Origin of the sequence: Actinoallomurus purpureus (assembly GCF_024055795.1) — a bacterium.
GTDB classification, from domain to species: domain Bacteria; phylum Actinomycetota; class Actinomycetes; order Streptosporangiales; family Streptosporangiaceae; genus Actinoallomurus; species Actinoallomurus purpureus.
On record NZ_JAMXMY010000003.1, the window covers coordinates 178747 to 201157 of the forward strand.

General features: G+C 71.2%; 18 protein-coding genes. 9 read left to right on the plus strand and 9 right to left on the minus strand.

The features are described 5' to 3' along the window. Window positions 1–164 precede the first annotated feature (164 nt). Window positions 165–1253 carry a baeRF2 domain-containing protein gene (locus tag NE236_RS08645; RefSeq protein ID WP_252841330.1) on the plus strand — a complete coding sequence of 363 codons (1089 nt, stop codon included), beginning with the start codon at window positions 165–167 and terminating at the stop codon, window positions 1251–1253. A 150-nt stretch (window positions 1254–1403) separates the two neighbouring features. On the opposite strand, the gene NE236_RS08650 is transcribed toward NE236_RS08645, so the two are convergent. Beyond that, the gene (locus NE236_RS08650; protein ID WP_252841331.1) at window positions 1404–3095 is read right to left on the minus strand and encodes a cholesterol oxidase substrate-binding domain-containing protein; all 1692 of its coding nucleotides are present in this window, start codon (window positions 3093–3095) and stop codon (window positions 1404–1406) included. A 298-nt stretch (window positions 3096–3393) separates the two neighbouring features. Here NE236_RS08650 and NE236_RS08655 point away from each other — a divergent pair, with 298 nt between their 5' ends. Further along, window positions 3394–4680, plus strand: coding sequence for an alkaline phosphatase family protein (locus NE236_RS08655; RefSeq protein WP_252841332.1), 1287 nt, complete (start codon window positions 3394–3396; stop codon window positions 4678–4680). 103 nt (window positions 4681–4783) lie between these two features. On the opposite strand, the gene NE236_RS08660 is transcribed toward NE236_RS08655, so the two are convergent. After that, entirely contained in the window at window positions 4784–6235 is a 1452-nt protein-coding gene (locus tag NE236_RS08660) for a flavin-containing monooxygenase (RefSeq protein ID WP_308209068.1), read from the minus strand. Window positions 6236–6330: 95 nt separating this feature from the next. On the opposite strand from NE236_RS08660, the gene NE236_RS08665 reads away from it, so the two are divergent. Together NE236_RS08665 and NE236_RS08670 are read left to right on the plus strand one after the other, a co-directional pair. After that, complete coding sequence (locus NE236_RS08665) at window positions 6331–6957, plus strand: TetR/AcrR family transcriptional regulator (protein ID WP_252841333.1); 627 nt, start codon at window positions 6331–6333, stop codon at window positions 6955–6957. 170 nt (window positions 6958–7127) lie between these two features. Then, window positions 7128–7703, plus strand: a complete 576-nt coding sequence (locus NE236_RS08670; RefSeq protein ID WP_252841334.1) for a Uma2 family endonuclease — start codon at window positions 7128–7130, stop codon at window positions 7701–7703. A gap of 9 nt (window positions 7704–7712) precedes the next feature. Here the strand turns inward: NE236_RS08670 and NE236_RS08675 are convergent, their stop codons facing one another. Next, entirely contained in the window at window positions 7713–8144 is a 432-nt protein-coding gene (locus NE236_RS08675; RefSeq protein ID WP_252841335.1) for a nuclear transport factor 2 family protein, read from the minus strand. A gap of 112 nt (window positions 8145–8256) precedes the next feature. On the opposite strand from NE236_RS08675, the gene NE236_RS08680 reads away from it, so the two are divergent. Then, the gene (locus NE236_RS08680; protein ID WP_308209069.1) at window positions 8257–10230 is read left to right on the plus strand and encodes an ABC transporter ATP-binding protein; all 1974 of its coding nucleotides are present in this window, start codon (window positions 8257–8259) and stop codon (window positions 10228–10230) included. Window positions 10231–10240: 10 nt separating this feature from the next. On the opposite strand, the gene NE236_RS08685 is transcribed toward NE236_RS08680, so the two are convergent. From NE236_RS08685 to NE236_RS08695, 3 genes are all read right to left on the minus strand, one after another. Further along, the gene (locus NE236_RS08685) at window positions 10241–10912 is read right to left on the minus strand and encodes a TrmH family RNA methyltransferase (protein WP_252841336.1); all 672 of its coding nucleotides are present in this window, start codon (window positions 10910–10912) and stop codon (window positions 10241–10243) included. 55 nt (window positions 10913–10967) lie between these two features. Next, the gene (locus NE236_RS08690) at window positions 10968–11975 is read right to left on the minus strand and encodes a cytochrome d ubiquinol oxidase subunit II (RefSeq protein WP_252841337.1); all 1008 of its coding nucleotides are present in this window, start codon (window positions 11973–11975) and stop codon (window positions 10968–10970) included. Window positions 11976–12047: 72 nt separating this feature from the next. Beyond that, window positions 12048–13403 (minus strand): cytochrome ubiquinol oxidase subunit I, encoded by a 1356-nt coding sequence (locus NE236_RS08695; RefSeq protein ID WP_252841338.1) that lies wholly within the window; start codon window positions 13401–13403, stop codon window positions 12048–12050. 182 nt (window positions 13404–13585) lie between these two features. On the opposite strand from NE236_RS08695, the gene NE236_RS08700 reads away from it, so the two are divergent. Next, complete coding sequence (locus tag NE236_RS08700) at window positions 13586–14761, plus strand: winged helix DNA-binding domain-containing protein (RefSeq protein WP_252841339.1); 1176 nt, start codon at window positions 13586–13588, stop codon at window positions 14759–14761. A gap of 103 nt (window positions 14762–14864) precedes the next feature. On the opposite strand, the gene hrpA is transcribed toward NE236_RS08700, so the two are convergent. The 3 genes from hrpA to NE236_RS08715 form a co-directional block, all read right to left on the minus strand. Continuing rightward, a complete protein-coding gene (gene hrpA, locus NE236_RS08705; protein WP_252841340.1) occupies window positions 14865–18731 on the minus strand; it encodes an ATP-dependent RNA helicase HrpA in 3867 nt (1288 codons plus the stop codon). Window positions 18732–18916: 185 nt separating this feature from the next. Continuing rightward, the gene (gene pgeF, locus NE236_RS08710; protein WP_252841341.1) at window positions 18917–19627 is read right to left on the minus strand and encodes a peptidoglycan editing factor PgeF; all 711 of its coding nucleotides are present in this window, start codon (window positions 19625–19627) and stop codon (window positions 18917–18919) included. A 52-nt stretch (window positions 19628–19679) separates the two neighbouring features. Then, entirely contained in the window at window positions 19680–20705 is a 1026-nt protein-coding gene (locus tag NE236_RS08715) for an NAD-dependent epimerase/dehydratase family protein (protein WP_252841342.1), read from the minus strand. A gap of 143 nt (window positions 20706–20848) precedes the next feature. Here NE236_RS08715 and NE236_RS08720 point away from each other — a divergent pair, with 143 nt between their 5' ends. The 3 genes from NE236_RS08720 to pcaG all read left to right on the plus strand — a co-directional run bounded on the left by NE236_RS08720 (window position 20849) and on the right by pcaG (window position 22379). Next, complete coding sequence (locus tag NE236_RS08720) at window positions 20849–21112, plus strand: CoA-transferase (RefSeq protein ID WP_252841343.1); 264 nt, start codon at window positions 20849–20851, stop codon at window positions 21110–21112. After that, on the plus strand, window positions 21109–21780 hold the full coding sequence (gene pcaH, locus NE236_RS08725) for a protocatechuate 3,4-dioxygenase subunit beta (RefSeq protein WP_252841344.1): 672 nt from the start codon (window positions 21109–21111) through the stop codon (window positions 21778–21780). The genes NE236_RS08720 and pcaH overlap by 4 nt, the downstream gene beginning before the upstream one ends. Window positions 21781–21842: 62 nt before the next feature. Beyond that, on the plus strand, window positions 21843–22379 hold the full coding sequence (gene pcaG / locus NE236_RS08730) for a protocatechuate 3,4-dioxygenase subunit alpha (protein ID WP_252841345.1): 537 nt from the start codon (window positions 21843–21845) through the stop codon (window positions 22377–22379). Window positions 22380–22411: the final 32 nt, after the last annotated feature.

Genomic DNA, 22411 nt, shown 5'->3' on the forward strand with positions numbered 1-22411 from the left:
TGCTGTGGCCGGCTGGGCCGCAAAGAGATGCAGTGACCGTCCGGGGGCGGGCGCGGGTCCGCTGCGGCTGGCGTACCCGCGGTTCCAGCGGGCCGAAAAGGGCTGACCTGCTTCGGCGGGCCGGATCCGGGGTTTGGGATCCCCTCGGCGGGTAGGCGGCCAGCATGGACGTTACTTTCCTCAAGTCGTTGTACGACAGCCCGGGACCGTTCGCCTCCGTATACCTCGACATGAGACGGGCCAGGGAAGACGCCCCGAAGGTCATCGAGCTGCGCCGCCGGGCGCGGCAGCGGGAGCTGGCCGAGCAGGGAGCCCCGCCCGCGACGATCGAGGCGATCGCGCGGATCGTCGACGAGGAGAACACCCGGCGCGAGTCCGGCACCCTCGCGGTGTTCGCGGCGGGCGGTGAGGCCGTCCACTACGAGGTCCTGCCCGGCGCGCCGCTGGCCGAACTGGCCCGGTACGCCCCGCTTCCGCACGTCAAGCCGCTGCTGGCGCAGCGCGGGCAGCCGATCGCCTACCTGGCGGCCACCGTCGACCGGCTCGGCGGGGAGATCACCTGCGTGTCGCGGGACGGCGCACGCCGGACGATCGGCGTCAAGCCCGACGAGGACTTCCCGGTGCGCAAGACGAAGGCCGGTGACATGTTCCGGCAGGACAAGCAGCAGCGGGCCGCCGAGGAGGTCTGGCGGACCAACGCCAAGAAGGTCGCCCACGCGATCGTCGCGGCCGCCGACGACTGCGGCGCCGACGTCGCTGTGCTGGCCGGAGACGTCCGTGCCCGCACCGCCGTCCAGGAGGAGCTGCCGGAACACCTCCAGGCACGTCTGATCGACGTGGGAGGGGCCGGGCCCGCGCTGGACGACGAGATCGCCCGCGCCGTCGAGCTCAAGCGCCATGAGCAGCTCACGTCACTGCTGAGCCGGTTCGAGGAGCAGCTCACCAAGAAGGGCCGCGCGGTCGAAGGCCTGGACGGCGTGACGGACGCGCTGCGTAAGGGCCAGGTCGCCTGCCTGTTCCTGGAGGACCGGCCCGAGTCGTCGACCACCGTGTGGACCGGGCCTCAGCCGACCGAGCTGGCGACCTCGGCCGATCACCTGCGGGAGCTCGGCGTCGCCGACCCCGTCGAGGACCTGGCCGACGCCGCTCTCATCCGGGCGCTGGCCGGCACCGACGGGGACCTGGTGCTCCTGCCGCCGGAGTCGCTGCGAGCCGAGTCCGGGGTGGGAGCCCTGCTGCGGTACGTGGAGTGAGCGGGACACCGGTGCCGTCGCCGTCTTTGAGGGAACGGCGCACCTGCTGGAGGAGCTCGACGACAGCCCGCTCGCGAAGTGATCCGGAAACCCCCGGGTAGGCGGGGCGTCGCCCGGCCGGCGGACGGTCGAGCCGGGCGACGCCGTGCGTCACGGCAGGAGCGTGTCCAGGAACGTGTTACTGAACACGCGGTTCGGGTCGTAGCCGTTGAGCGTGGTCCGCGCGGCGTCGAAGCCGTCGCCGGCCGCCTGGCCCGCGTTCACGGCGTTGCGGATGGTGGTCGTGAGCATGGTCGTGTCGGCCCACGCGGCACTGCTCGTGACCGCCCACGCCTTGGACCACTCGGGCCGCACGGTCGCGTACGAGCCGGTGTAGTTGGAGAAGATCCACTGCTCCATCTCGCGGTAGAACGCGTTGCACTGGGGCGTGCCGGGGATGGTCCCCATGTCGAGCCAGACGCACACGTCCCATTCGGGGTGGTCCGGGCGGGGCCGCACGGAGGACAGCTGCGGCGTGACGGCGCCACTGACCTCTGACTCGGACGGCTGGTCCAGGCCGGTCACGCGGATCTCGATCGGGCCGTTCATCGGATACTGGCCCTGCGCCTTGTACGCGTTGATCCGCGAGACGTACTGGTTGTAGAACTCGCTGACCACCCGCTGGATGTTCGCCCGCGCGGTGAGGACGGCGTACCCGGCCTCGACGATCCGCAGCGTGGTCGGCTGGACGTACAGCAGGGTGTTCTTGGACCAGCCCCAGATGTCCCACGTGCCGGTCGTGATCAGTCCCGAGCCGACGATCGACATCTCGAGGTTCTCGAACGATGGGGTGACCGACACGTCCCCGCCCACGATCTGCGCGATGAAGTCGGACTGCTGCTGGTTGATGAAGTTCGCGAACGTGTAGTTGTACGGACTGTCCACCTGCTTGGACAGGGCCGGCTTGGTCGGGCTGAGCGTCCACAGCTTGATCCACGGGACGGTCGTGAACGGGAACCAGATCACCTCGATCCGCCCGCACCCGTTGAGGAGGCTCGCGAACGAGTTCGACCCCGCGGTGGCCGGCGCGGCGAAGACGTCGGTCACCTGGAGGTCGAACCGGCTCTGGCAGCGCAGGCGCTGGTCGGCGCCCACCTCCAGGGTGACCTCGGTGACGAACGCCCGGCCGAGGTGGGCCAGGAACGCCTTCATGGCGGGATCGGTCCGGGTGAACGTCTTCAGGGTGAACGCGCCGCCGCTCCAGACGACGGCGGTCAGGGACCGGATGAGGTTGCTCAGCGAGCCGTAGCTCGTCCCGGCGAGCCGGCTCTCGCCCTGGGCGGGGATGGCCGAGCCGTGCGCGTTGATCGCGAGGACGCCGCCGAGCGTGATGTCCCCGGGCGCCGGGATGGCGGCGAACCCCAGGCCGGCCGTCTCCAGCGTGGCGAGCAGGGTGTCCATCGTGACGCCGGTCTGCGCGGTGACCGTCGATGAGCCGACGCTGACGGACGTCAGGTGCTGTGTCGTGTCGACGAGGATGACCTTGCTGACGTCCGCGCCGTTCGGTACGAGGATCGGCGACCAGTTGTGTCCCATGCCCTTGGGCCGGACGCGGTAGCCGTTCTGCTGCGCCCAGTTCGCGACGGCCACCACGTCGGCGGGGGTGTTCGGCGCGCAGGTCAGGGCGGCTTCGACCGTGATCTCTTCGGACCAGTTCTGGTAGGCCTGCCGGTAGAGCGGCAGGGGGAAGCCGGGCAGGGTGTCGGCGCGGGCGGGGATCCGGAACGCCGGAACCCAGGTGAGGACGGCCGCACCGGCGGCCGCGAACAGGCCGCGGCGGGAGAGGTGGGACGGGGAATCCATGGGGCGCTCCCGGGGGGAGCGGCGGCCCGGGTCGCCGGACCGCCGGAAAGCAGGGAGGAGTCGGCGGGGGCCGCCGAGAGCACCCCGCCGGAGTGACTTGGCCGCAGGTGCGGCCGGAGCCGTCAGTGAGCACGAGCGTCAACGCTTGCGCTGGTTATACGGCGCTCAGCATCATTTGGTCAAGCATTTGCTTGGTAGAAGTGCGACTGTCCGGAACCGGCCTCCCGATCGGCCGTTCGCGGCCGGATCAAGCCGTCATACTCGCCTCGGCACCGGGTCATGACGCTGGGAGGCGACGGTGGGCGAGGTCAGCCGACGCGGGTTCATCGCCGGGACGGCGGGGGCGGTGGCGGCGGGCGTCGTCGCGGCCGAGCCCCTCACCGAGGGCCGGGCCGAGGCGGCCACGGGACTGCCCGCGCCGGAGCGGTCGGGCATCGACCACATCGTCGTGGTCATGATGGAGAACCGCTCCTTCGACCACTACCTCGGCTGGCTGCCGGGCGCGGACGGCCGGCAGGCCGGGCTGACGTACGCCGACCGCGACGGCGTGACGCACGAGACGCACCACCTGACCGCGCCGCACGGCTGCGGTTTCCACGACCCGGACCATTCGTACGAGGGCGGCCGGGTCGAGCTGAACGGCGGGGCGTGCGACGGCTGGCTGCGCGCCGGCGGGAACGACCTGCTGTCCATCGGCTACTACGAGGCCGCCGACCTGGGGTTCTACGGCCGTGCCGCACGCGACTGGACCGTCTGCGACCGCTACTTCGCCGCCATGATGGGCCCGACGTTCCCCAACCGGTTCTTCCTGCACGCCGCCCAGACCGATCGGCGTACGACGTCGGTGGAGAAGCTCGCCACCATGCCGACGATCTGGGACAGGCTCGCCGCCAAGGGCGTCAAGGGCCGCTATTACTACAGCGACGTGCCGTACACCGCGCTGTGGGGGACGCGGTATCTCGGCATCAGCCGTCCGATCGCGGAGTTCTACGCGGCGGCCGCGACCGGCACGCTTCCGGCGGTCTCGTTCGTGGAGCCCGGCTTCCTCGGCGAGGCGGTGCCCGGCCTGTCCGAGGACGAGCACCCGCTCGCCGACATCCGGCTCGGCCAGCACTTCCTGGGAAAGGTGCACGACGCGGTCGTGAGCGGTCCCGACTGGTCCCGTACGGTGCTGGTCATCACGTACGACGAGTGGGGCGGGTTCTTCGACCACGTCGCTCCGCCCGCCGGCCCCGACCCGGACCCGGACCTCGGCGCCGGCCTGCGCGGCTTCCGGGTGCCCTGCGTGGTCGTCTCGCCGCGGGCCCGGCGCGGCCACGTGGCGCATCGTGTCTACGACCACACGTCGATCCTGAAGATGATCGAGTGGCGGTTCGGCCTCGCCCCGCTGACCGTACGGGACGCGGCGGCGCGCAACCTGGCCGAGGTCCTCGACTTCACGAGGCGGCCACGGCTGAAGGTCCCGCGGTACGACGTCCCGCGCCCGCTGACGTTCGGCTGCATCCTGCCCGACCACGCCCATGCCGGAGAGGACTGGGCGGACCTCGCCGCGCTCGCCCGGCACCGCGGCTACGCCACGCCCTGAGGGACCGCCCTTCGGGTGGCTCGGGTAGGTGCGGCGTGGGTCAGGCGGAGGACAGGACGCGTTCAGATGGGAGATCGGGCGGCTCGGGTAGGTGCGGCGTGGCTCAGGCGGAGGACAGGTCGTAGTCCTGCCGGCGGGCGCGACGGGTGCGCGCCCAGTACTCGAAGGTGAAGCCGGGCCACAGGGTGCGGTTCACGCCGTGCTCGTCGAGGTACCAGCTCGTGCAGCCGCCCTCGTTCCACACCGCCCGGCGCAGCCTTCGCTGGAGATGGTCGTTGAACCGCCGCTGGGCGTCGGCGCGCACCTCGATCGCCTCGGCCTTCTTCTCCGAGAGCAGGCGCAGGCAGCTCAGCACGTGCCGCACCTGCGACTCGATCATGAACACGACGGAGTTGTGGCCCAGACCGGTGTTGGGCCCGAGGAGCATGAAGAGGTTCGGAAAGCCCGCGACCGTCACGCCGTGGTGGGCCTCGATGCCGTCGGCCCAGGCGTCCTGGATCTTCAGTCCGTCCCGGCCGACGATCCGCTGCTCGGCGAGCGCCTCGGTGACCTTGAAGCCGGTGCCGTAGACGATGACGTCCACGTCGTACGTGGTGCCGTCCGCGGTCACCAGGCCCGTCTCGGTGATCTCCGTGATCCGCTCCGTGACCAGGTCGACATGGGGACGGGTCAGCGCCGGGTAGTAGTCCGAGGACAGCAGGATGCGCTTGCATCCGATCGTGTAGTCGGGGGTGACCTTCGCACGGAGCTCCGGATCGTCGATCTGCCGCTCGATGTGGCGACGGGCCATCCGCTCCATCGGTGCCATCAGCCTCGGGTCCAGGGTGAACCCGACCGCACGGGTCTCCAGCATCCAGTAGAGGCCGTTACGGAGGGCGCGCTGCGTCCCGGGCACGTGACGGAAGACGCGCCGTGCGCCGTCGGACAGGAGGAAGTCGGGCTTGGGCTGGATCCACGGCGGGGTGCGCTGGAACACGTGCAGGCGGCTCGCCTCGTCGGCGAGCCGGGGAACGAACTGGATCGCCGACGCGCCGGTGCCGATCACGGCGACCCTCTTCCCGGACAGGTCGGCCGCCGGATCCCACTGCGCGGAGTGGAACGCCGTGCCCTGGAACCGCTCGGCGCCGGGGATCTCGGGGTAGGACGGCACGTGCAGCGCGCCGATCGCCGAGATCACGGCCTTCGGGGTGAGGACCTCGCCGGACGCCAGGGTGACCCGCCAGTGGCGGCCCGTCTCCTCCCACTCCATCGCCTCGACGGCACTGCCGAAGCGCAGGTGCGGGGCGAGGCCGTACTTGTCCACGCAGCGGCGCAGGTAGTCCCAGATCTCCGGCTGCGGGGCGAACATCCGCGACCAGTCGGGGTTGAGCTCGAAGGAGAAGGAGTACATGTGCGACGGCACGTCGCACGCGCACCCCGGGTACTGGTTGTCGCGCCAGGTGCCCCCGAGGTCGCCCGCCTTCTCCAGGATGACGAAGTCGTCGAAGCCCGCCCGCTTCAGCTGGATGGCCATGCCGAGGCCGCCGAATCCGGAGCCGATGATCGCGATCTTCACTGAGCCTCCCGGGTCATCATCGCTCACCCTCAGGTTACCAGTAGTAAGTTACCAAGAGTAGGTTACCGACGGTAGGGGTGAGATAGAGTTCACATGTGATCCCGAACGACGCCGTGAGAGCCCGCCGCCCGCGGATGTCCCGCGCCGAGCGTGAGCAGCAGATGCTCGACGTCGCCGAGGAGGTGTTCGCCGAACGGGGGTACGGCGCCGTCTCCATGGAGGAGATCGCCGAACGCGTCGGGCTGTCCAAGCCGATGCTGTACGAGTACTTCGGTTCCAAGGAGGGGCTGCTGCTCGGCGTCGTCCGAAGGGCACGTGGCGAGCTTCGCGAGGTCACCGAGCGCGCCGTCGGCGCGGGGGGCACTCCCGAAGAGATGCTGCGGCGCGGCTACGTCGCCTACTTCCGGTTCAACGAGGCGCACCGCAGGGCCTGGCTGGTGCTCCTGCAGGAGCCGGTGCTGCTCCGGAGCGCGGCCGAGGAGATCGAGGCCATCCGCCGCCAGCAGAGCGAGATGATGGTGGAGCTGCTGGCCGCCCACCTCCCGGACCGCCCGCGCCGCGCCCTGGAGGCCTACGCCGAGAGCATCATCGGCGCCTGCGAGCGCATGGCCCTGTGGCGGGCCCGCACCCCCGAGGTCACCCCCGAAGAGGCCGCCACCCACCTCATGAACCTCACCTGGACCGGCCTCGCGACCCTGAACCGTCCGGCTGTCGCGGACTGACCGCGAGTCCGGTTCACGCCGCCGGTCGAGCTGCGGTCCTCGATCGAATCGCCCGACGGGAGAATCGTAATCAACTGATTACGATGAGTTGACTCGACAGGATTTTCGACTACGGTAAGTCCCGTCTCTGTCACCTTGTGTCCTCGCCTCCCGGAGGGAAGGATGCATCTATGGCCGTCGATACTGTTGAGGCACCGGTGGATCCCCGCGTCGAGTTGGAGAAGCACTACCGGGAGTTCTGTGAGCAACTCCCCGACCATCGCGTCGAGATCATCAATGGCCGGATCGTGGTGAACCCTGTGCCGACCTACGATCACGCGTGCATCGTCTTTCAGCTGCTCCTGCAACTCGTCGGACTGGCCAAGGAGCGCGGGTGGGAGATCCTCACCGAGATGTCGGTATTTCTGGGACCGCAACAGGACCGCTATCGGCCGGATCTGATCGTCGTTCGGCCTAAGCCGCGCATGTGGGGAGCCGGCCACATATATGGCGACCAGACACTCCTCGTGGCGGAGGTCGTGTCTCCCAGCAGCGTGGTCGATGATCACGAGGTGAAGCCACGGCACTATGCCGCCGCAGGGGTGTCGCTATGTCTGGTGATCGACACGCTCACCGGAAAGGTCCGTCTGCTGTCCGATCCGGGGCAAGCGGGATATCGGCACGAGACCGATATCGTCCTCGGCGGTCTGCTCGATCTGCCCGAGCCGTGGAAATTGACGCTCGACACCGCGGCCTTCACCGACTGACCGAGACGTTCAGGCGATCGTGCGCCAGGACTGCTCCTGGACGAGTTCGCGGCTGCGCCAGCCGTCGGGTGTGCGGATCAGCCGGTGGTGGTACCAGCCACCGCCGCGGATGATCCCGGGCTCGGTCGCGGCGATCGTCGACCGTGAGGGGGCGAGCGTGTCGGCGAACGACGCGCTGACCCGTGCCTCGTCGCCGTCGACCGCCATCGTCACCGCTCCGATCAGATGCTGCCGTCCGGGCCAGGCCGCCAGCACCTCACCCAGCCAGCGCTTGATCGCTTCGCGGTCGCCGCTCACGCCGCCGGACGCGGAGAAGTCGATGGTCGCGTCCTCGGTGAAGACCGAGTCGAGCAGCGCCCAGTCCCCGCCGTCCACCGCGCGGACATAGCGGGCGAGCAGCTCGCCGACCTCCAGCCGGTCGGCGATCTCCTGAACGTCCATTCCCGGATCATCCGTCTCACCGACCGGACGATCAATACCGGAACGGCCCTACGACCGGTGATCTCCTTTCCACGGAGGGACACTGCCCTCGGTGGCCACTGGGGGAGGCGTGATGCGACGTCGTTCGGCCGAGCGGGCGGGGAACGAGCCCGCACGGAAGGCCCCGGAAGGGACAGAGGAGGCGACCGCGGGGGAGGGCGCCGTCGTCGGGGCGATGGCCGCGGTGCCCTGGCAGGCGCACTTGGCGGAGCTGGCCTCGACGAGCCTGGCGGGCATGAGCCGCCGCCTGCCCACTCTGATCGGCGCGGCCATCCGCCTCGCGTGGCGGGCAAGCCGGTTCGACACGGTGGTGACCATCCTGCTGAACCTCGCCGCCGGGGTGTTCACCGCGTACGGGCTCCTGGCGACGGCCGGCGTGCTGACCGCCCTGTTCGCCGGTGGGGCGACACCCGACCGGGTACGGGCGGCCCTGCCCTCGCTCGCGCTGGTCGCCGGTGCGGCGGCGCTGCGCTCCGGGCTGCAGGCGGGCGCGGGATGGGCGCAGGCCCGGCTGCGGCCGAAGGTCAACCGCATCGTCGAGACCCGTCTGTTCGACCTCACCACGCGGGTGGACCTGACGGCCTTCGACGACACCGACTTCCACGACGCCATGCACCGCGCCCGCCAGCAGGGCCTGTACGAGGCGTCGTCGGTCGTCCAGGAGGCGATCGACATCCTGACCGGCCTCGTCGGGCTGACGGCGGCGGCCGGAGCGCTCGGCGTGCTCCATCCCGTGCTGCTGCCGCTGCTGCTGCTCACCGCCGTTCCCGACGGCTGGGCCGCGGCGCGAGCGGCCCGCATGCGCTACCTGACCATTTTCACCCTGTCGCCGGTCCGCCGCCGCAAGTGGGTGCTCGCGGACCTGATGGCCGACCGGGACTCCGCGGCGGAGATCCGCGCCTTCACGATGCGCGGCTTCCTCGGCCGTGAACACGACCGCCTCGCCACGGAGGAGTGCGAGGTCCACGTGGCCCTGGCCCGTCGCCAGGCGGTGGCGCGGGTGATCGGTGAGATCGTCGGTGGCGTCGCGACCGGGGCGGTGTACGTCGCGCTCGGCGCGCTGCTCGCGACCGGGTCCGTACCTCTCGCCGTCGCCGGCACCGCGGTCCTGGCGATCCGTACCGGCAAGACCTCCCTCGCGTCCCTGCTGTACGCGGTCAACCAGTGCTACGAGTCGGGCCTGTACTTCGCGGACTATCTCGACTTCTGCGCCGAGGCCGAAGTCCGGATCCCCGAAGGACGGCACGGGCCGGCGCCGGCGACCTTCGACGTCATCACCGCCGAGGACGTCTGGTTCACCTATCCGGGCGCCGACGAGCCCAGCCTGCGCGGGGTCTCGGTCCGGATCCACGCGGGGCAGGTCGTCGCGCTGGTCGGCGAGAACGGATCCGGCAAGACCACCCTCGCCAAGATCCTGGCGGGCCTGTACCGGCCGGACGAGGGCGAGGTCCGCTGGGACGGCGTCCGCCTTTCCGAGGTCGACCTCGAACGCCTGCGCGAGAACGTCGCGATGATCCCGCAGGACTACACCCACTGGCCGATGACGGCACGGCACAACATCGCGATGGGCCGTACGCCCGACGACGCCCTGATCGCCGAGGCGGCCCGGGCGTCCGGCGCCGACGAGGTCATCGCGCCGCTGTCCCACGGGTACGGCACGCTGCTCGACCGGCGGTTCAAGGACGGTCACGAGCTGTCGGGCGGTCAGTGGCAGCGGATCGCCGTCGCCCGCGGCTTCTACCGGGACGCTCCGCTGCTCATCTGCGACGAGCCCACCGCGGCCCTGGACGCCCGCGCCGAACACGCGCTGTTCGAGCGCATCCGCGGCCATGCCGACGGCCGTACGGTGCTGCTCATCACGCATCGGCTCGCCAGCGTCCGCCACGCCGACCAGGTCTACGTCCTCGACCACGGCCGGGTCATCGAGGAAGGACCGCCCGCGGAGCTGCTCGCGGCGGGCGGCGTCTTCGGCGAGCTGTACGACCTGCAGGCCCAGGCCTACCAACTGCAGACGGAGCAGGCGGGCGGGCCGAACCCGCCCCGGTGAGCCCGGCGGTTCAGTGGCCGGCTGCGTGCCGCCGGATCCACTCGTACATCGCGACGCCGCTGGCCACCCCGGCGTTGATGGAGCGCGTGGAGCCGTACTGGGGGATGTGCAGGACGACGTCGGCGGCCTCCCGGGCCTCTTCGGACAGGCCCGGCCCCTCCTGACCGAAGAGCATGACGCACGCGGCCGGCAGCTTCGCGCTCTGAATCGGCCGGGACCCGGGCAGGTTGTCGATCCCGATGATCGGCAGGTCACGCTCGCGGCACCACTCCACCAGGTCACTCGTCGCCGGATGGTGGCGTACGTGCTGGTAGCGGTCGGTGACCATGGCGCCGCGCCGGTTCCAGCGACGGCGGCCGACGATGTGCACCTCCGCGGCGAGGAACGCGTTGGCGTTGCGGACGACCGCGCCGATGTTGAAGTCGTGCTGCCAGTTCTCGACGGCGACGTGGAAGGGATGCCGCCGGGCGTCGAGGTCGGCGACGATCGCCTCGTTGCCCCAGTAGCGGTACTCGTCGACGACGTTGCGGCGGTCGCCGCCCGCGAGCAGCTCCGGGTCGAGCCTCGGGTCGTCGGGCCAGGGCAGCGGGTGCGGCCCGACGCCGGGCTCGTGCGGGGCGGGCGCCGTCACGGTCTCGGGCTCGGCGCTGTTCGGGGGAGGCGCTGCGACGTCGGACGTCATGCGCCCGAGCATAGAAGGTGCCCGGACCGCCGCCGTCGTCCGGCGCGCAGGGGGCTCAGTCCGTCTCGGCCTCCCTGCTTCGCTGGAAGAGCGCGAAGAGCCAGACCAGCGACGGCACCAGGAGCACCAGCCCGACGAGGACCGTGGCCAGCGTGGCGTGCAGGACGGTGGGCTGGGCGGCGGCGCCGGCCACGGTGACGTGCGGCGGCAGGAGGACGGGGTACTGCGCGACCGGCCAGCCCCAGATCACCGCGGCGACCGCGGTGGCGGCGGTGATCCTGGCCACGGCGTACCGCCGGATGACGAGCAGAGCCAGAGAGGCGACGCCGGCGACCGCGGACAGGATGACCACCGGGAGAGCGCGGCCGGTCAGGCCGTCGTACAGGCGTGGCGCGTCGTGGCGGAGGACGAAGATGCCGCCGATCACGACGACGCCCATGACGGCCGCGGTGATGATCCCGCGACGGCGGAAGGCGTCCGCCAGTTCTTCGCCACCGTGCCGGCGGGCGTCACCGGTGAGGTAGACCGCCGCGAGGTACGCGGTGGTCCCGACCGCCAGCACGCCTCCGAGGATCGAGGTGGGGTTCCACCAGCTGCGGATCAGGTCCCCCCGGGCGAGGCCGGCCGGGACGCGCCCGGACGCCACTCCGCCCGCGACCGTTCCGAGGAAGAACGGGGTCAGGACGGAGGACAGCGCGAACGCGCCACCGAACAGCCGCAGCTGCCACAGCTCCGTGCTGGCCTTGCGGAACGCGAACGCCGAGCCGCGGGCGATGATGCCGAACGCCACCAGGGTCAGCGGAATGTACAGCGTGGAGGCCACCGACGCGAACACCGGCGGGAAGCAGGTCCAGAACAGCACGATCACGAAGATCAGCCAAACGTGGTTGGCCTCCCAGACGGGCCCGATCGAGTGCTCGATGAGACGGCGCTGGGCGAAGCCGCGCCGCGGCCCGCCCGCCAGGGCGTCCCAGAAACCCCCGCCGAAGTCGGCCCCGCCCAGCAGCGCGTACATCGTGATCCCGGCCCAGGCCAGGGCCAGCAGAAACTGCGCGGAGGTCATGGCGTGTACTCCGTGGCGGTCACGGGGTGCACTCCTCGGCCCAGGCCGGCAGCGGGAGGCGCTGTGCGGTGGTCACGGGGTGTACTCCTCGGCCCAGCCTTCCTGGGGAGCGGTGACCGGCTGTCTCCCCAGGTGGCGCAGGACGTAGACGGCCGCGACCGTCAGCACCGTGTAGACGGCCAGCACCGCGACCAGGCCGACCCACAGCCCCGGCGCCGGGTTGACGGCGTCGGCGGTGCGCTGGTGCTGCCAGACGATCCAGGGTTGCCGCCCTACCTCGGTGGTGACCCAGCCGGCCTCGAGGGCGACGACCGAGGCCAGTCCCGAGATCGCCGTCAGGCGCAGGAACCAGCGGGAACGCGGCAGGTCCCGGCGTCGCCACCAGGCGAGCGCCAGCCAGGCGCCGAGCAGCACCAGGCCGAACCCGATCGCCACCATCACCTGGAAGCCGAGATGGACCGGATTGATCGGTGCCCGATCGGCGACCGGGACCTTGTCCAGCCCCTGGACGACGGTGCCGGGCCGGTAGCCGACGAGCAGGGACAGCGCGTCCGGGATGCGCACGGCGTACCGCATCCGCCCGTCGATGTACGCGCCCCCGATCGACAGGGGGACATGCGATCCCGTGTGGTTCAGACCCTCGATCGCGGCCAGCTTGGGCGGCTGGTCGGTCGCCAGGAATCTCGCCATCGAGTCGCCGACCACCACCTGCACGGGCGCGACGATCGCGGCGGCGGTGAACGGCAGCAGCAACCCGATCCGGTGATACCGGTCCCGCCGTCCGCGCAGCATTCCGACGGCGTACACACCGGCGATCCCGAAACCGGCGACCATGAAGGCGGCCAGGATCATGTGGAGGGCCTGCGGTGGCATGGCGGGGTTGAACATCGCCTTCCAGGGCCGCACGTGAGTGACCTTCCCGTTGACCAGGTCGAAGCCGCGCGGCTGGTTCATCCAGGCGTTCGCCGAGACGACGAAGAACGCCGACGCCACCCCGGCCACGCAGACCGCCAGCCCGGCCAGCAGGTGCCGGTGGGGCGGCAGCCGGTCCCACGCGTACAGGTAGATGCCCACGAAGATCGCCTCGATGAAGAAGGCGAACCCCTCCAGCGCGAACGGCAGGCCCAGGACCTGGCCGTACGTCCCCATCAGGCCGGGCCACAGCAGGCCCATCTCGAAGGACAGGATCGTGCCGGAGACGGCGCCGACGGCGAACAGGACGCCCATCACCTTCGCCCAGCGGTGCGCGAGCCGGGTGTAGTCCTCGTTTCCCGTACGGTGGCCGCGCCACTCGGCGAAGACGGTGAACGCCGGCATGCCCACCCCGAAGCAGGCGAGGATGATGTGCCAGCCGAGGGAGAAGGCCATCTGCCCCCGGGCCGCCATCAGATCGCCCGGAGTCGCCGCGACCGCCGGAAGTGCGAGCATGAGCGGCTCCTCACGGTCCGCAGGGGTCGTACCGGCCGGGCGTCGGCGCGTACGGACACGACATTTGCTTCGTCTACCCGCGCAGCGTGATCCCACGCGCGCTCCCCGGCGCCGACTTTCCCGCAGGTCCGCTGGTCACCGGCGTTCTCCCGCAGAATTCCGGATTCCGCGATAATCGGCGGATGAGCGTACGGGCGATCAAGGCCGAGGAGCGCCGTGCGCGTCTCGGGACACGTCACCACCTGGCGGCTCCGGCGGACACCGCGGTAGACGTCGCCCGGGCACTGGTGGCCCTGCACGGCACCGACCCGGCGTCGGTGCACCTCGCGGCGACGGCCCGGATGCGCGATCCCGACGTCGGCGCCGTCGAGAAGGCGCTGTACGACGACCGCCTGCTGCTGCGGATGCTGGCCATGCGGCGGACCGTCTTCACGGTCCTGGCCGAATTCGTCCCGGTCGTCCAGGCGGCCTGCTCCGACGACGTGGCCCGGCGCGAGCGCAGGCGCACCCTGCAGCTCATCGAGCAGGCCGGTCTGGGGGACGACGCCTGGCTCCGCGAGGTCGAGGAGGCCACGGTCGCGGCGCTGCGGGCCCGCGGCGAGGCGTTCACCGCCGACCTGTCCGCCGACGTACCGCGGCTCAAGGAGCGCATCCTCCTGTCGGAGGGCAAGGCGTACGAGGCAAGGCCGACCATCGCCAACCGGGTCCTGCTCGGCCTGGCCGCCGAGGGACGCGTCATCCGGGGCAGGCCACGGGGTTCCTGGACGAGCAGCCAGTTCAGCTGGTCCCCGATCGAGGCGTGGCTGCCCGGCGGCCTGCCGGGCATCCCCGTCGACGAGGCGCGGGCCGAGCTGATCCGCAGGTGGCTCGCCGCGTACGGGCCGGGGACCGCCGCCGACCTCAAATGGTGGACCGGTCTCACCCTGACCGAGGTCAGGAAGGCCCTGGGGCGGATCGCCGTCGAACGGGTGGACGTCGACGGCGAGGACGGATACCTCCTGGCCGACGACATGGACCCGGTGCCCGACCCCGGGCCGTGGGTGGCGCTGCTGCCCGCTCTCGACCCGACGGTCATGGGCTGGGCCGGCCGCGACTGGTATCTCGGGGAGCACGGCCCGCTGCTGTTCGACCGCAACGGCAACGCCGGACCCACGGTCTGGTGCGACGGGCGGGTCGTCGGCGGCTGGGCGCAGCGCACGGACGGCGAGGTCGTGTACCGGCTCCTGGAGGACATCGGCGCGGAGGCCGCCTCCGCCGTCGCGGCCGAGGCCGCCCGGCTCACCACATGGCTGGGATCGGTCCGGCTCGCGCCCCGAGCCCGTGGCCGCTCTCCGGTGGAATCCGACCTGGTGGCGTGAGGTCCCGGGCCGAGTGCCGGGACGCCGAGCCGCTGCGCGCGGTTATGTGGCGGTGGCTCGGTCCAGGGCTTTCGGGATGCGCTGAGTTCCCGGTGAGACCGGGCTATGTGGCGGAGGCCTGGTCCAGGGCCTTCAGGATGCGCTTCTCCGAGACGGGGTAGGCGGTGCCCAGCTGCTGGGCGAAGAGGCTGACCCGCAGTTCCTCGATCATCCAGCGGACCTGCCGGATGTCCGCGTTGCCCGGCCTGGCGTCGCGCGCCCGGATGTAGGCGGCCTCGACCTGCTGGATCCGCTGCAGGCGCTGGCGGTCGCCGTGCGGGTCGTCGGGCAGCTTGTCGAGACGGCGTTCGACGGCCCGCAGGTAGCGCAGCAGGTCGGGCAGTCGCCGCCGGCCGGTGGCGGTGACGAAGCCGGGGAAGACCAGCCGGGACAGCTGGGCCCGTACGTCGGTCATCGCGGGGATCAGCGTGGGGCTGTTCGTGCTCTTCAGCCGTCTCTCGATCTCGTGCGCGGCGGCCAGGATGCGCTGGACGTGGGCGAGGACGTCGGCGGCGGTGTCGGCGAGGTCGGCGCGGACATGGTCGGTGAGCCGCCCGAAGCCCGCCTCGTCCCAGACCGGCCCGCCGCCCTCGGTGATCAGGTGGTCGGCGGCGCAGGCGACGCAGTCGTCGAGGAGGGCCCCGACGCCGCCGTGGGGGCCCCGGCTGAGAACCAGCTTGGCCTGGTTGCCCAGCCTGCCCTGGAGGTACTTCACCGGGGACGGGCTGTTCAGCAGGACCAGCCGCCGGGTGCCGCGCCACATGGCCCGCTGCTGCTCGGCCTCCGTGGCGTACGTGCGCACGGCCACGCTGTCGCCCTCGTCGGTGAGCGCGGGGTACGCCTTGACGCGGCCCTGCTCGTACGTGCGCGGCAGCGTGCCGATGTCCCAGGTGCGCAGGCCCTTCCGCTCGATGTCGTCGGCGGCCTTCGACAGCGTGGCCGACACCTTCGGCGCCAGCCGGCGTTTCAGCTCGGCGAGATTCTTCCCCTCCATCAGGGTCTGCCGGCGGTCCGTCACCCGATAGGTGATCTTCAGATGGTGGGGGACGCGGGACAGGTCCCACGCCTCGCGCGAGACGGTCACGCCGGTCATGGCGCGCAGCTCGCGCTCCAGCGCGTCGAGCAGCGGCCCCGACCCCGGCGTCATCCGGGCGAGGACCTCACGGGCGACGTTCGGGGCGGGGACGAAGTTGACGCGGAGCTGCTTGGGCAGCGACCGGATCAGCTCGGTGACCAGGTCCTGTCGCAGACCCGGGATCTGCCAGTCGAAATCCTCGCCGCTGACCTGGTTCAGCACCGGGAGCGGGATGTGGACGGTCACGCCGTCGGCGTCGGTACCCGGTTCGAACTGGTACGACAGGTGGAACCGGTGCCCGTCGGCCTTCCATGCGTCGGGGTAGTCGTCCTCGGTGACCTCGTCCGCGGTGTCGTTGACCAGCATCGAGGTGGAGAAGGTGAGCAGCTCCGGGTCCTCGCGGCCCGCCTTCTTCCACCAGCCGTCGAAGTGGCCGGCGGAGACGACCTCGGGCGGGATGCGCTCGTCGTAGAACGCGAACAGGGTCTCGTCGTCCACGACGATGTCGCGGCGCCGCGCCCGGTGCTCCAGCTCCTCGACCTCCTCGAGCAGCCGGCGATTGTCGCGCAGGAACCGGTGGTGGGACTCCCAGTCGCCCTCGACCAGCGCGTGACGGATGAACAGCTCCCGGCACAGCTCCGGGTCGATCTTCGCGTAGTTCACCTTGCGCTGCGCCACGATCGGCACGCCGTACAGCGTGACCTTCTCGTACGCCATCACGGCGCCCTGGTTCTTCTCCCAGTGCGGCTCGCTGTAGGTGCGCTTGACCAGGTGCTCGGCGAGCGGCTCCACCCACTCCGGCTCGATCTTCGCGGCGATGCGGGCCCACAGGCGGGACGTCTCGACCAGCTCCGCCGCCATCACCCAGCGCGGCGGCCGCTTGGCCAGCGCCGAGCCGGGGAAGATGGCGAACCGGGCGTTCCGGGCACCGAGGTATTCGCGCGGGCCGCGCCGGGCGTCGTCCTTGCGGTCGGTCTTCTTCTCGGTGTCCGTCAGGCCGATGTGCGACAGCAGCCCGGCCAGGAGCGAGACGTGCACGCGCTGCGGGTCCGCGGGCGTCGTGTTGAGCGTGACGCCGAGGTCCTTGCCGACCTGCCGCAGCTGGCCGTAGATGTCCTGCCACTCGCGGATGCGCAGGTAGTGGAGGTACTCCTGCTTGCACAGCCTGCGGAACTGGTTGCCGGACAGTTCCTTCTGGCGGTCCCGCAGGTAGTTCCACAGGTTGAGGTAGGCGAGGAAGTCCGACTCCTTGTCGGCGAAACGCGCGTGCTGCTGGTCGGCGGCCGCCCGCTTGTCCGCCGGGCGTTCGCGCGGGTCCTGGATCGACAGCGCGGCCGCGATCACCATGACCTCGTGCGCGCAGCCGTTCCGGTCGGCCTCCAGGACCATGCGGGCCAGGCGCGGGTCGACCGGGAGCTGCGCGAGCTTACGGCCCAGTTGCGTCAGCCGCTCCCCGTCGAGCGCCCCGAGCTCCTGCAGGAGGTTCACGCCGTCCTTGACGTTGCGGCGGTCCGGCGGGTCGATGAAGGGGAAGTCGAGGATGTCGCCCAGGCCGAGGTCGGTCATCTGCAGGATGACCGAGGCCAGGTTGGTGCGCAGGATCTCGGCGTCGGTGAACTCCGGGCGGGTGAGGAAGTCATCCTCGGTGTACAGCCGGATGCAGATGCCCTCGGACACGCGCCCGCAGCGGCCCTTGCGCTGGTTGGCCGACGCCTGCGAGACCGGCTCGATGGGCAGCCGCTGCACCTTCGTGCGATGGCTGTAGCGCGAGATACGGGCGGTACCCGGGTCGATGACGTACTTGATGCCCGGCACGGTCAGCGACGTCTCGGCGACGTTGGTGGCCAGGACGACGCGCCGGCCGCGGTGCGCCTGGAAGACCCGGTGCTGCTCGGCCGTCGACAGCCGGGCGAACAGCGGCAGCACCTCGGTGTTCTTGAGTTTCCGCTTCTCCAGGGCGTCGGCGGTGTCGCGGATCTCCCGCTCGCCGGACAGGAAGACCAGGACGTCGCCCGGCGGCTCCAGGGCCAGCTCGTCCACGGCGTCGAGGATCGCCTGGACCTGGTCGTCGTCATCCTCGATCGGGCGGTAGCGCAGTTCCACCGGGTAGGTGCGGCCGGACACCTCGACGATCGGCGCGTCGTCGAAGTGCTTGGAGAAGCGCTCGGGGTCGATCGTCGCCGAGGTGATGATCACCTTGAGGTCGGGGCGCTTGGGCAGCAGGCGTTTGAGATAGCCCAGGATGAAGTCGATGTTCAGGCTGCGCTCGTGCGCCTCATCGATGATCAGCGTGTCGTAGCGGCGCAGCATCCGGTCGCGGGAGATCTCCGCCAGGAGGATGCCGTCCGTCATGAGCTTCACCAGCGTGTCGTCGCCGGAGTGGTCGGCGAAGCGCACCTGGTAGCCGACGGCCTCGCCGAGCGTCGTGCCCAGCTCCTCGGCGATCCGGTCGGCGACCGTGCGCGCGGCCAGCCGGCGCGGCTGGGTGTGCCCGATCAGCCCCTTGACGCCCCGGCCGAGCTCCAGGCAGATCTTCGGCAGCTGGGTGGTCTTGCCGGACCCCGTCTCACCGGCGACGATGACCACCTGGTGGTCCGCGACCGCCTTGAGGATCTCGTCCTTCTTCTGGCTGACCGGCAGGACGTCGGGATACGTGACCGCCGGGATCTGGGCGCGCCGCCGCGCGACGCGGCGCTCGGCGGCCTCGATCTCCGCGGTGACCTCCGCGAGGATCTTCTCCCGGGCCTCGGCGTCGCGCATCTTGCGGAGTCCGTCGAGACGACGACGCAGCCGATGCCGGTCGCGCAGCATCAGCTCGGGCAGGCGGGTCTGCAGGTCGGTAATCGAAGATCCCATCGCAAACGGAAGGATAGGCAGGCGGCCGGATGGTCGGGCCTCCGGCGTCCACCGTGCCCGATCCGCGGACACGGCGCCACTAGATTTCCGCGGCCGTCAGGCCGGCGGGCGAGCGCGGTGATTCCAACACCGGCTCGTCATGATCTGTTCCGGGAGGGCGTACCACTGGGCGTACGGCGCGGGGCTCACGATTCCAGCCAGATGAGTGCGGCGAAGCGGCCGGTGCGTCCCTCACGCCGGTAGGAGTACAGCTCGGGGCTCTCGATCGTGCACCGCGCGTCGTGCCGTACGTCGGCCACGCCGGCGGCGGTGAGCTGGGCGGTGATGCCCGCCCTGATGTCCAGCGCGGGCGTCCCCTGACGGGTGGTCGACCACGCGGCGGGCAGCACGGCGGCCACCTCCTCGCGCAGCTCGGGGGACACCTCGTAGCACGCGCCGCACGCGTTCGGGCCGATCAGCGCCACCATCCGGGCGGGGTCGGCGCCGCGCGCCGTCATCGCCTCGACCAGCGCCGGAACGACGCCGGCGGCCGTGCCCGCGCGTCCCGCGTGGGCGCCTCCCACCAGTCGTGCCTCCGGGTCGGCCAGCAGTACCGGCGCGCAGTCGGCGACGAGCACGGCCAGCGCCAGGCCCGGCTCGTCCGTGTAGACGCCGTCGAGGCCCGGGGGATCGTCGCCGAACGGACCGGTGACGTACCGGACGTCGGCGCTGTGCACCTGACGCATGTAGACGACCCGGTCGACGCCGAGCTCGGCGGCCGTCTTGGCGCGGTTCTCCCGGACCGCGGCGGGATCGTCCCCGACCGCGCCACCGAGATTGCGCGAGTCGTACGGCGCGGCGCTCGTCCCGCCAGACCGGTCGGCGACGACGGCACCCACCCCATCGGCCAGCTGCATCAGGCGCTCCTCCTCACTGCCGGTCCCCGACGTTACCAACCGCTCACCCCGCTCAGCGGGCGCCATGGCTCCCGCCCTCCGTCCAGGCGGCGAGGATCCGGCGTTCCTTCTCGGGATCGATGCCCTGGCCGCCCTCCGCGGCCCGGCCGGCGGCGACGTTCTCGTCGCGGATCCAGGCCCATGTGTCCTGGACGGTGTCGGCGACCGGGCGGCAGCGCAGCCCGGCCCGTAGCGCCTGGTCCGAGGACGGCAGCCAGACGCCCGCCATCGTGGGGCCGCCGGGCGCCCACATCGGCAGCTCGGTCCATTCCGCCACGCCCCGCTCCAGGAGGAACGCGTCGTCCACCCATGTCGGGACGGCGGCCGAACCGGTGACGCGGACGCAGTCGTCCAGCAGCGCGCCGAAGGTGGTGTTGCCCGGGACCCCGCTGACCAGGAACCGTCCGGTCGCTCCGGCCGCGAGCCGGGCCAGGCCGAACTCGGCGATGTCGCGGGCGTCGACCAGCTGCATCGCACGGCCGGGGTCGCCGGGCGCGAGGACGGGTCCACCGGACGCGATCCGGTTCAGCCACCACGTCAGCCGCGGCACCTGCTCGCGCGGCCCGGTGATCAGGCCCGGGTTGAGGATCAGGACTCGGCCGTCGAAGCCGGTCTCGACGGCGCGTTCGCACCCGGCCTTGAGGGTGTTGTACGGGACGTCGTCGTCCGGTCCCGCGTCCGGCGGGCACGGGTGGAGCGCGGAACTCTCGTCGACCCGGCGCTCCGGCCAGTCGGCGTAGGCGTGGACGGACGAGACGAACAGGTAGGCGTCCGCGTGGCCCGACAGCGCCCGCGCCGATCGCCCGGCCACACGGGGCACGTACCCGCAGGTGTCGATGACCGCGTCCCAGCGGCGGCCCTCGACGAGGCGGCGCAGGTCGTCGTCGTTCTCCCGGTCGCCCCGGACCACCTCGGCGCCGGGCACGTCCGTACCGCTCCGCCCGCGGTTGAAGGTGGTGACCCGGTCACCTCGCCGGAGCGCCCGCGTCACGAACGCATGGCCGAGGAAGACGGATCCACCGATCACCAGAAGGCGCATGACCCGATCATGGTGGGGTTCCCGGCACGTCAGGGCGATGTTCGCGTGCGGCGGAAGGCCGGCACCGTGTCCGGAGATCTCCGGACTTCCGCTGAGCGGAAGGTCGGTGCCCCGGCGCCGGTGGGGATCGGCAGGGTAGGAGCATGGACAAGGTGCTTCCCACGGCGGCGGAGGCGGTGACGGACGTCGGTGACGGCGCGTCGATCGCGGTGAAGGACGGCAGCCCGAAGATCGTCGAGGAGTGTTCGCTGCCGCTGACCGGCGCGGCGTGCGTCCATCGCGTCATCACCGATCTGGGCGTCCTCGACGTCACCCCCGAGGGCCCGGTCCTGGTGGAGACGGCGCCCGGGGTGAGTGAGCGGGAGATCCGCGATCGCACGGGACCACCGATCGGAGCACCTCGATGACCGACCCGAACCCGCCCTACCTCTACCCGCCGTACCAGAGCACGCCGCTGCGGGCGCCGTCCCGGCCGCTCGTGATGCCGGAGTACGGTCCGGACGCGATCGAGCTGTCCGGTCCCGTCTTCGGGCAGGCGGAGCTGGGGCTGCTCGACAACGACCTGACCAAGCAGCACGCCGGTGAGCCGCTGGGCGAGCGGATCATCGTGACGGGCAGGGTCCTCGGCTCCGGCGGGCGCCCGGTGCCGGGTGCGCTGGTCGAGATCTGGCAGACCAATGCCGCCGGGCGGTACGTCCACCTACGCGACCAGCACCCGGCGCCACTCGACCCGAACTTCACCGGAGCGGGCCGCTGCCTCACCGACGCCGAGGGCCGGTACCGGTTCGTCACGATCAAGCCGGGCGCCTACCCGTGGCGGAACCACCACAACGCCTGGCGGCCCGCGCACATCCACTTCTCGGTGTTCGGGACGGCGTTCACCCAGCGGCTGATCACCCAGATGTACTTCCCCGGCGACCCGCTGTTCGCCCACGACCCGATCTTCCAGTCGATCCCGGACGAGAAGGCCAGGGAGCGTCTCGTCTCGCGGTTCGACCTGGCCACGACCGTGCCGGAATGGGCCCTCGGCTACGAGTGGGACATCGTCCTCGGCGCGACCCCCATGGAGGCCTGATGACTCTCACCGGCATCCGACCACGAGCACTCTTCCAGTGCCGTACCAAGGAGGGTGCAGTAGTGACCACACCGTCCCAGACCGTCGGCCCCTTCTTCGGTTACGCCCTGCCGTACGCCGACGGGCCGTACGTCGTCCCGGAATGGCATCCGGACGCGATCCGGCTCCGGGGCCGGGTTCTCGACGGGGCCGGCGAGCCGCTGCCGGACGCGCTCGTGGAGATCTGGCAGGCCGACGCGGACGGCGATGTCTCCAGGGGCGGGGGCGAGCTACGACGTGCCGGCAACGACTTCTCCGGCTTCGGGCGCTGCGGGACCGACGCGGGCGGGAACTACTGGTTCTCGACCGTGAAGCCCGGCGGCCCGGCCCCGCACATCGCCGTGCTGATCTTCGCTCGCGGCCTGCTCAAGCCGGTCGCGACCCGCGTCTACTTCCCCGGCGAGCCGGGCAACGCCACGGATCCGGTGCTGTTCGCGGTGCCCGCCGAGCGGCGTGACACGCTGGTCGCCGTACGGGAGGGCGAGCGGTCCTACCGCTTCGACGTGCACCTGCGAGGAGAGCGGGAGACGGTCTTCTTCGAGCGGTGCTTCGCGGACTGATCCGACGGGCGTCTCTGAGTGGACGAGGACGG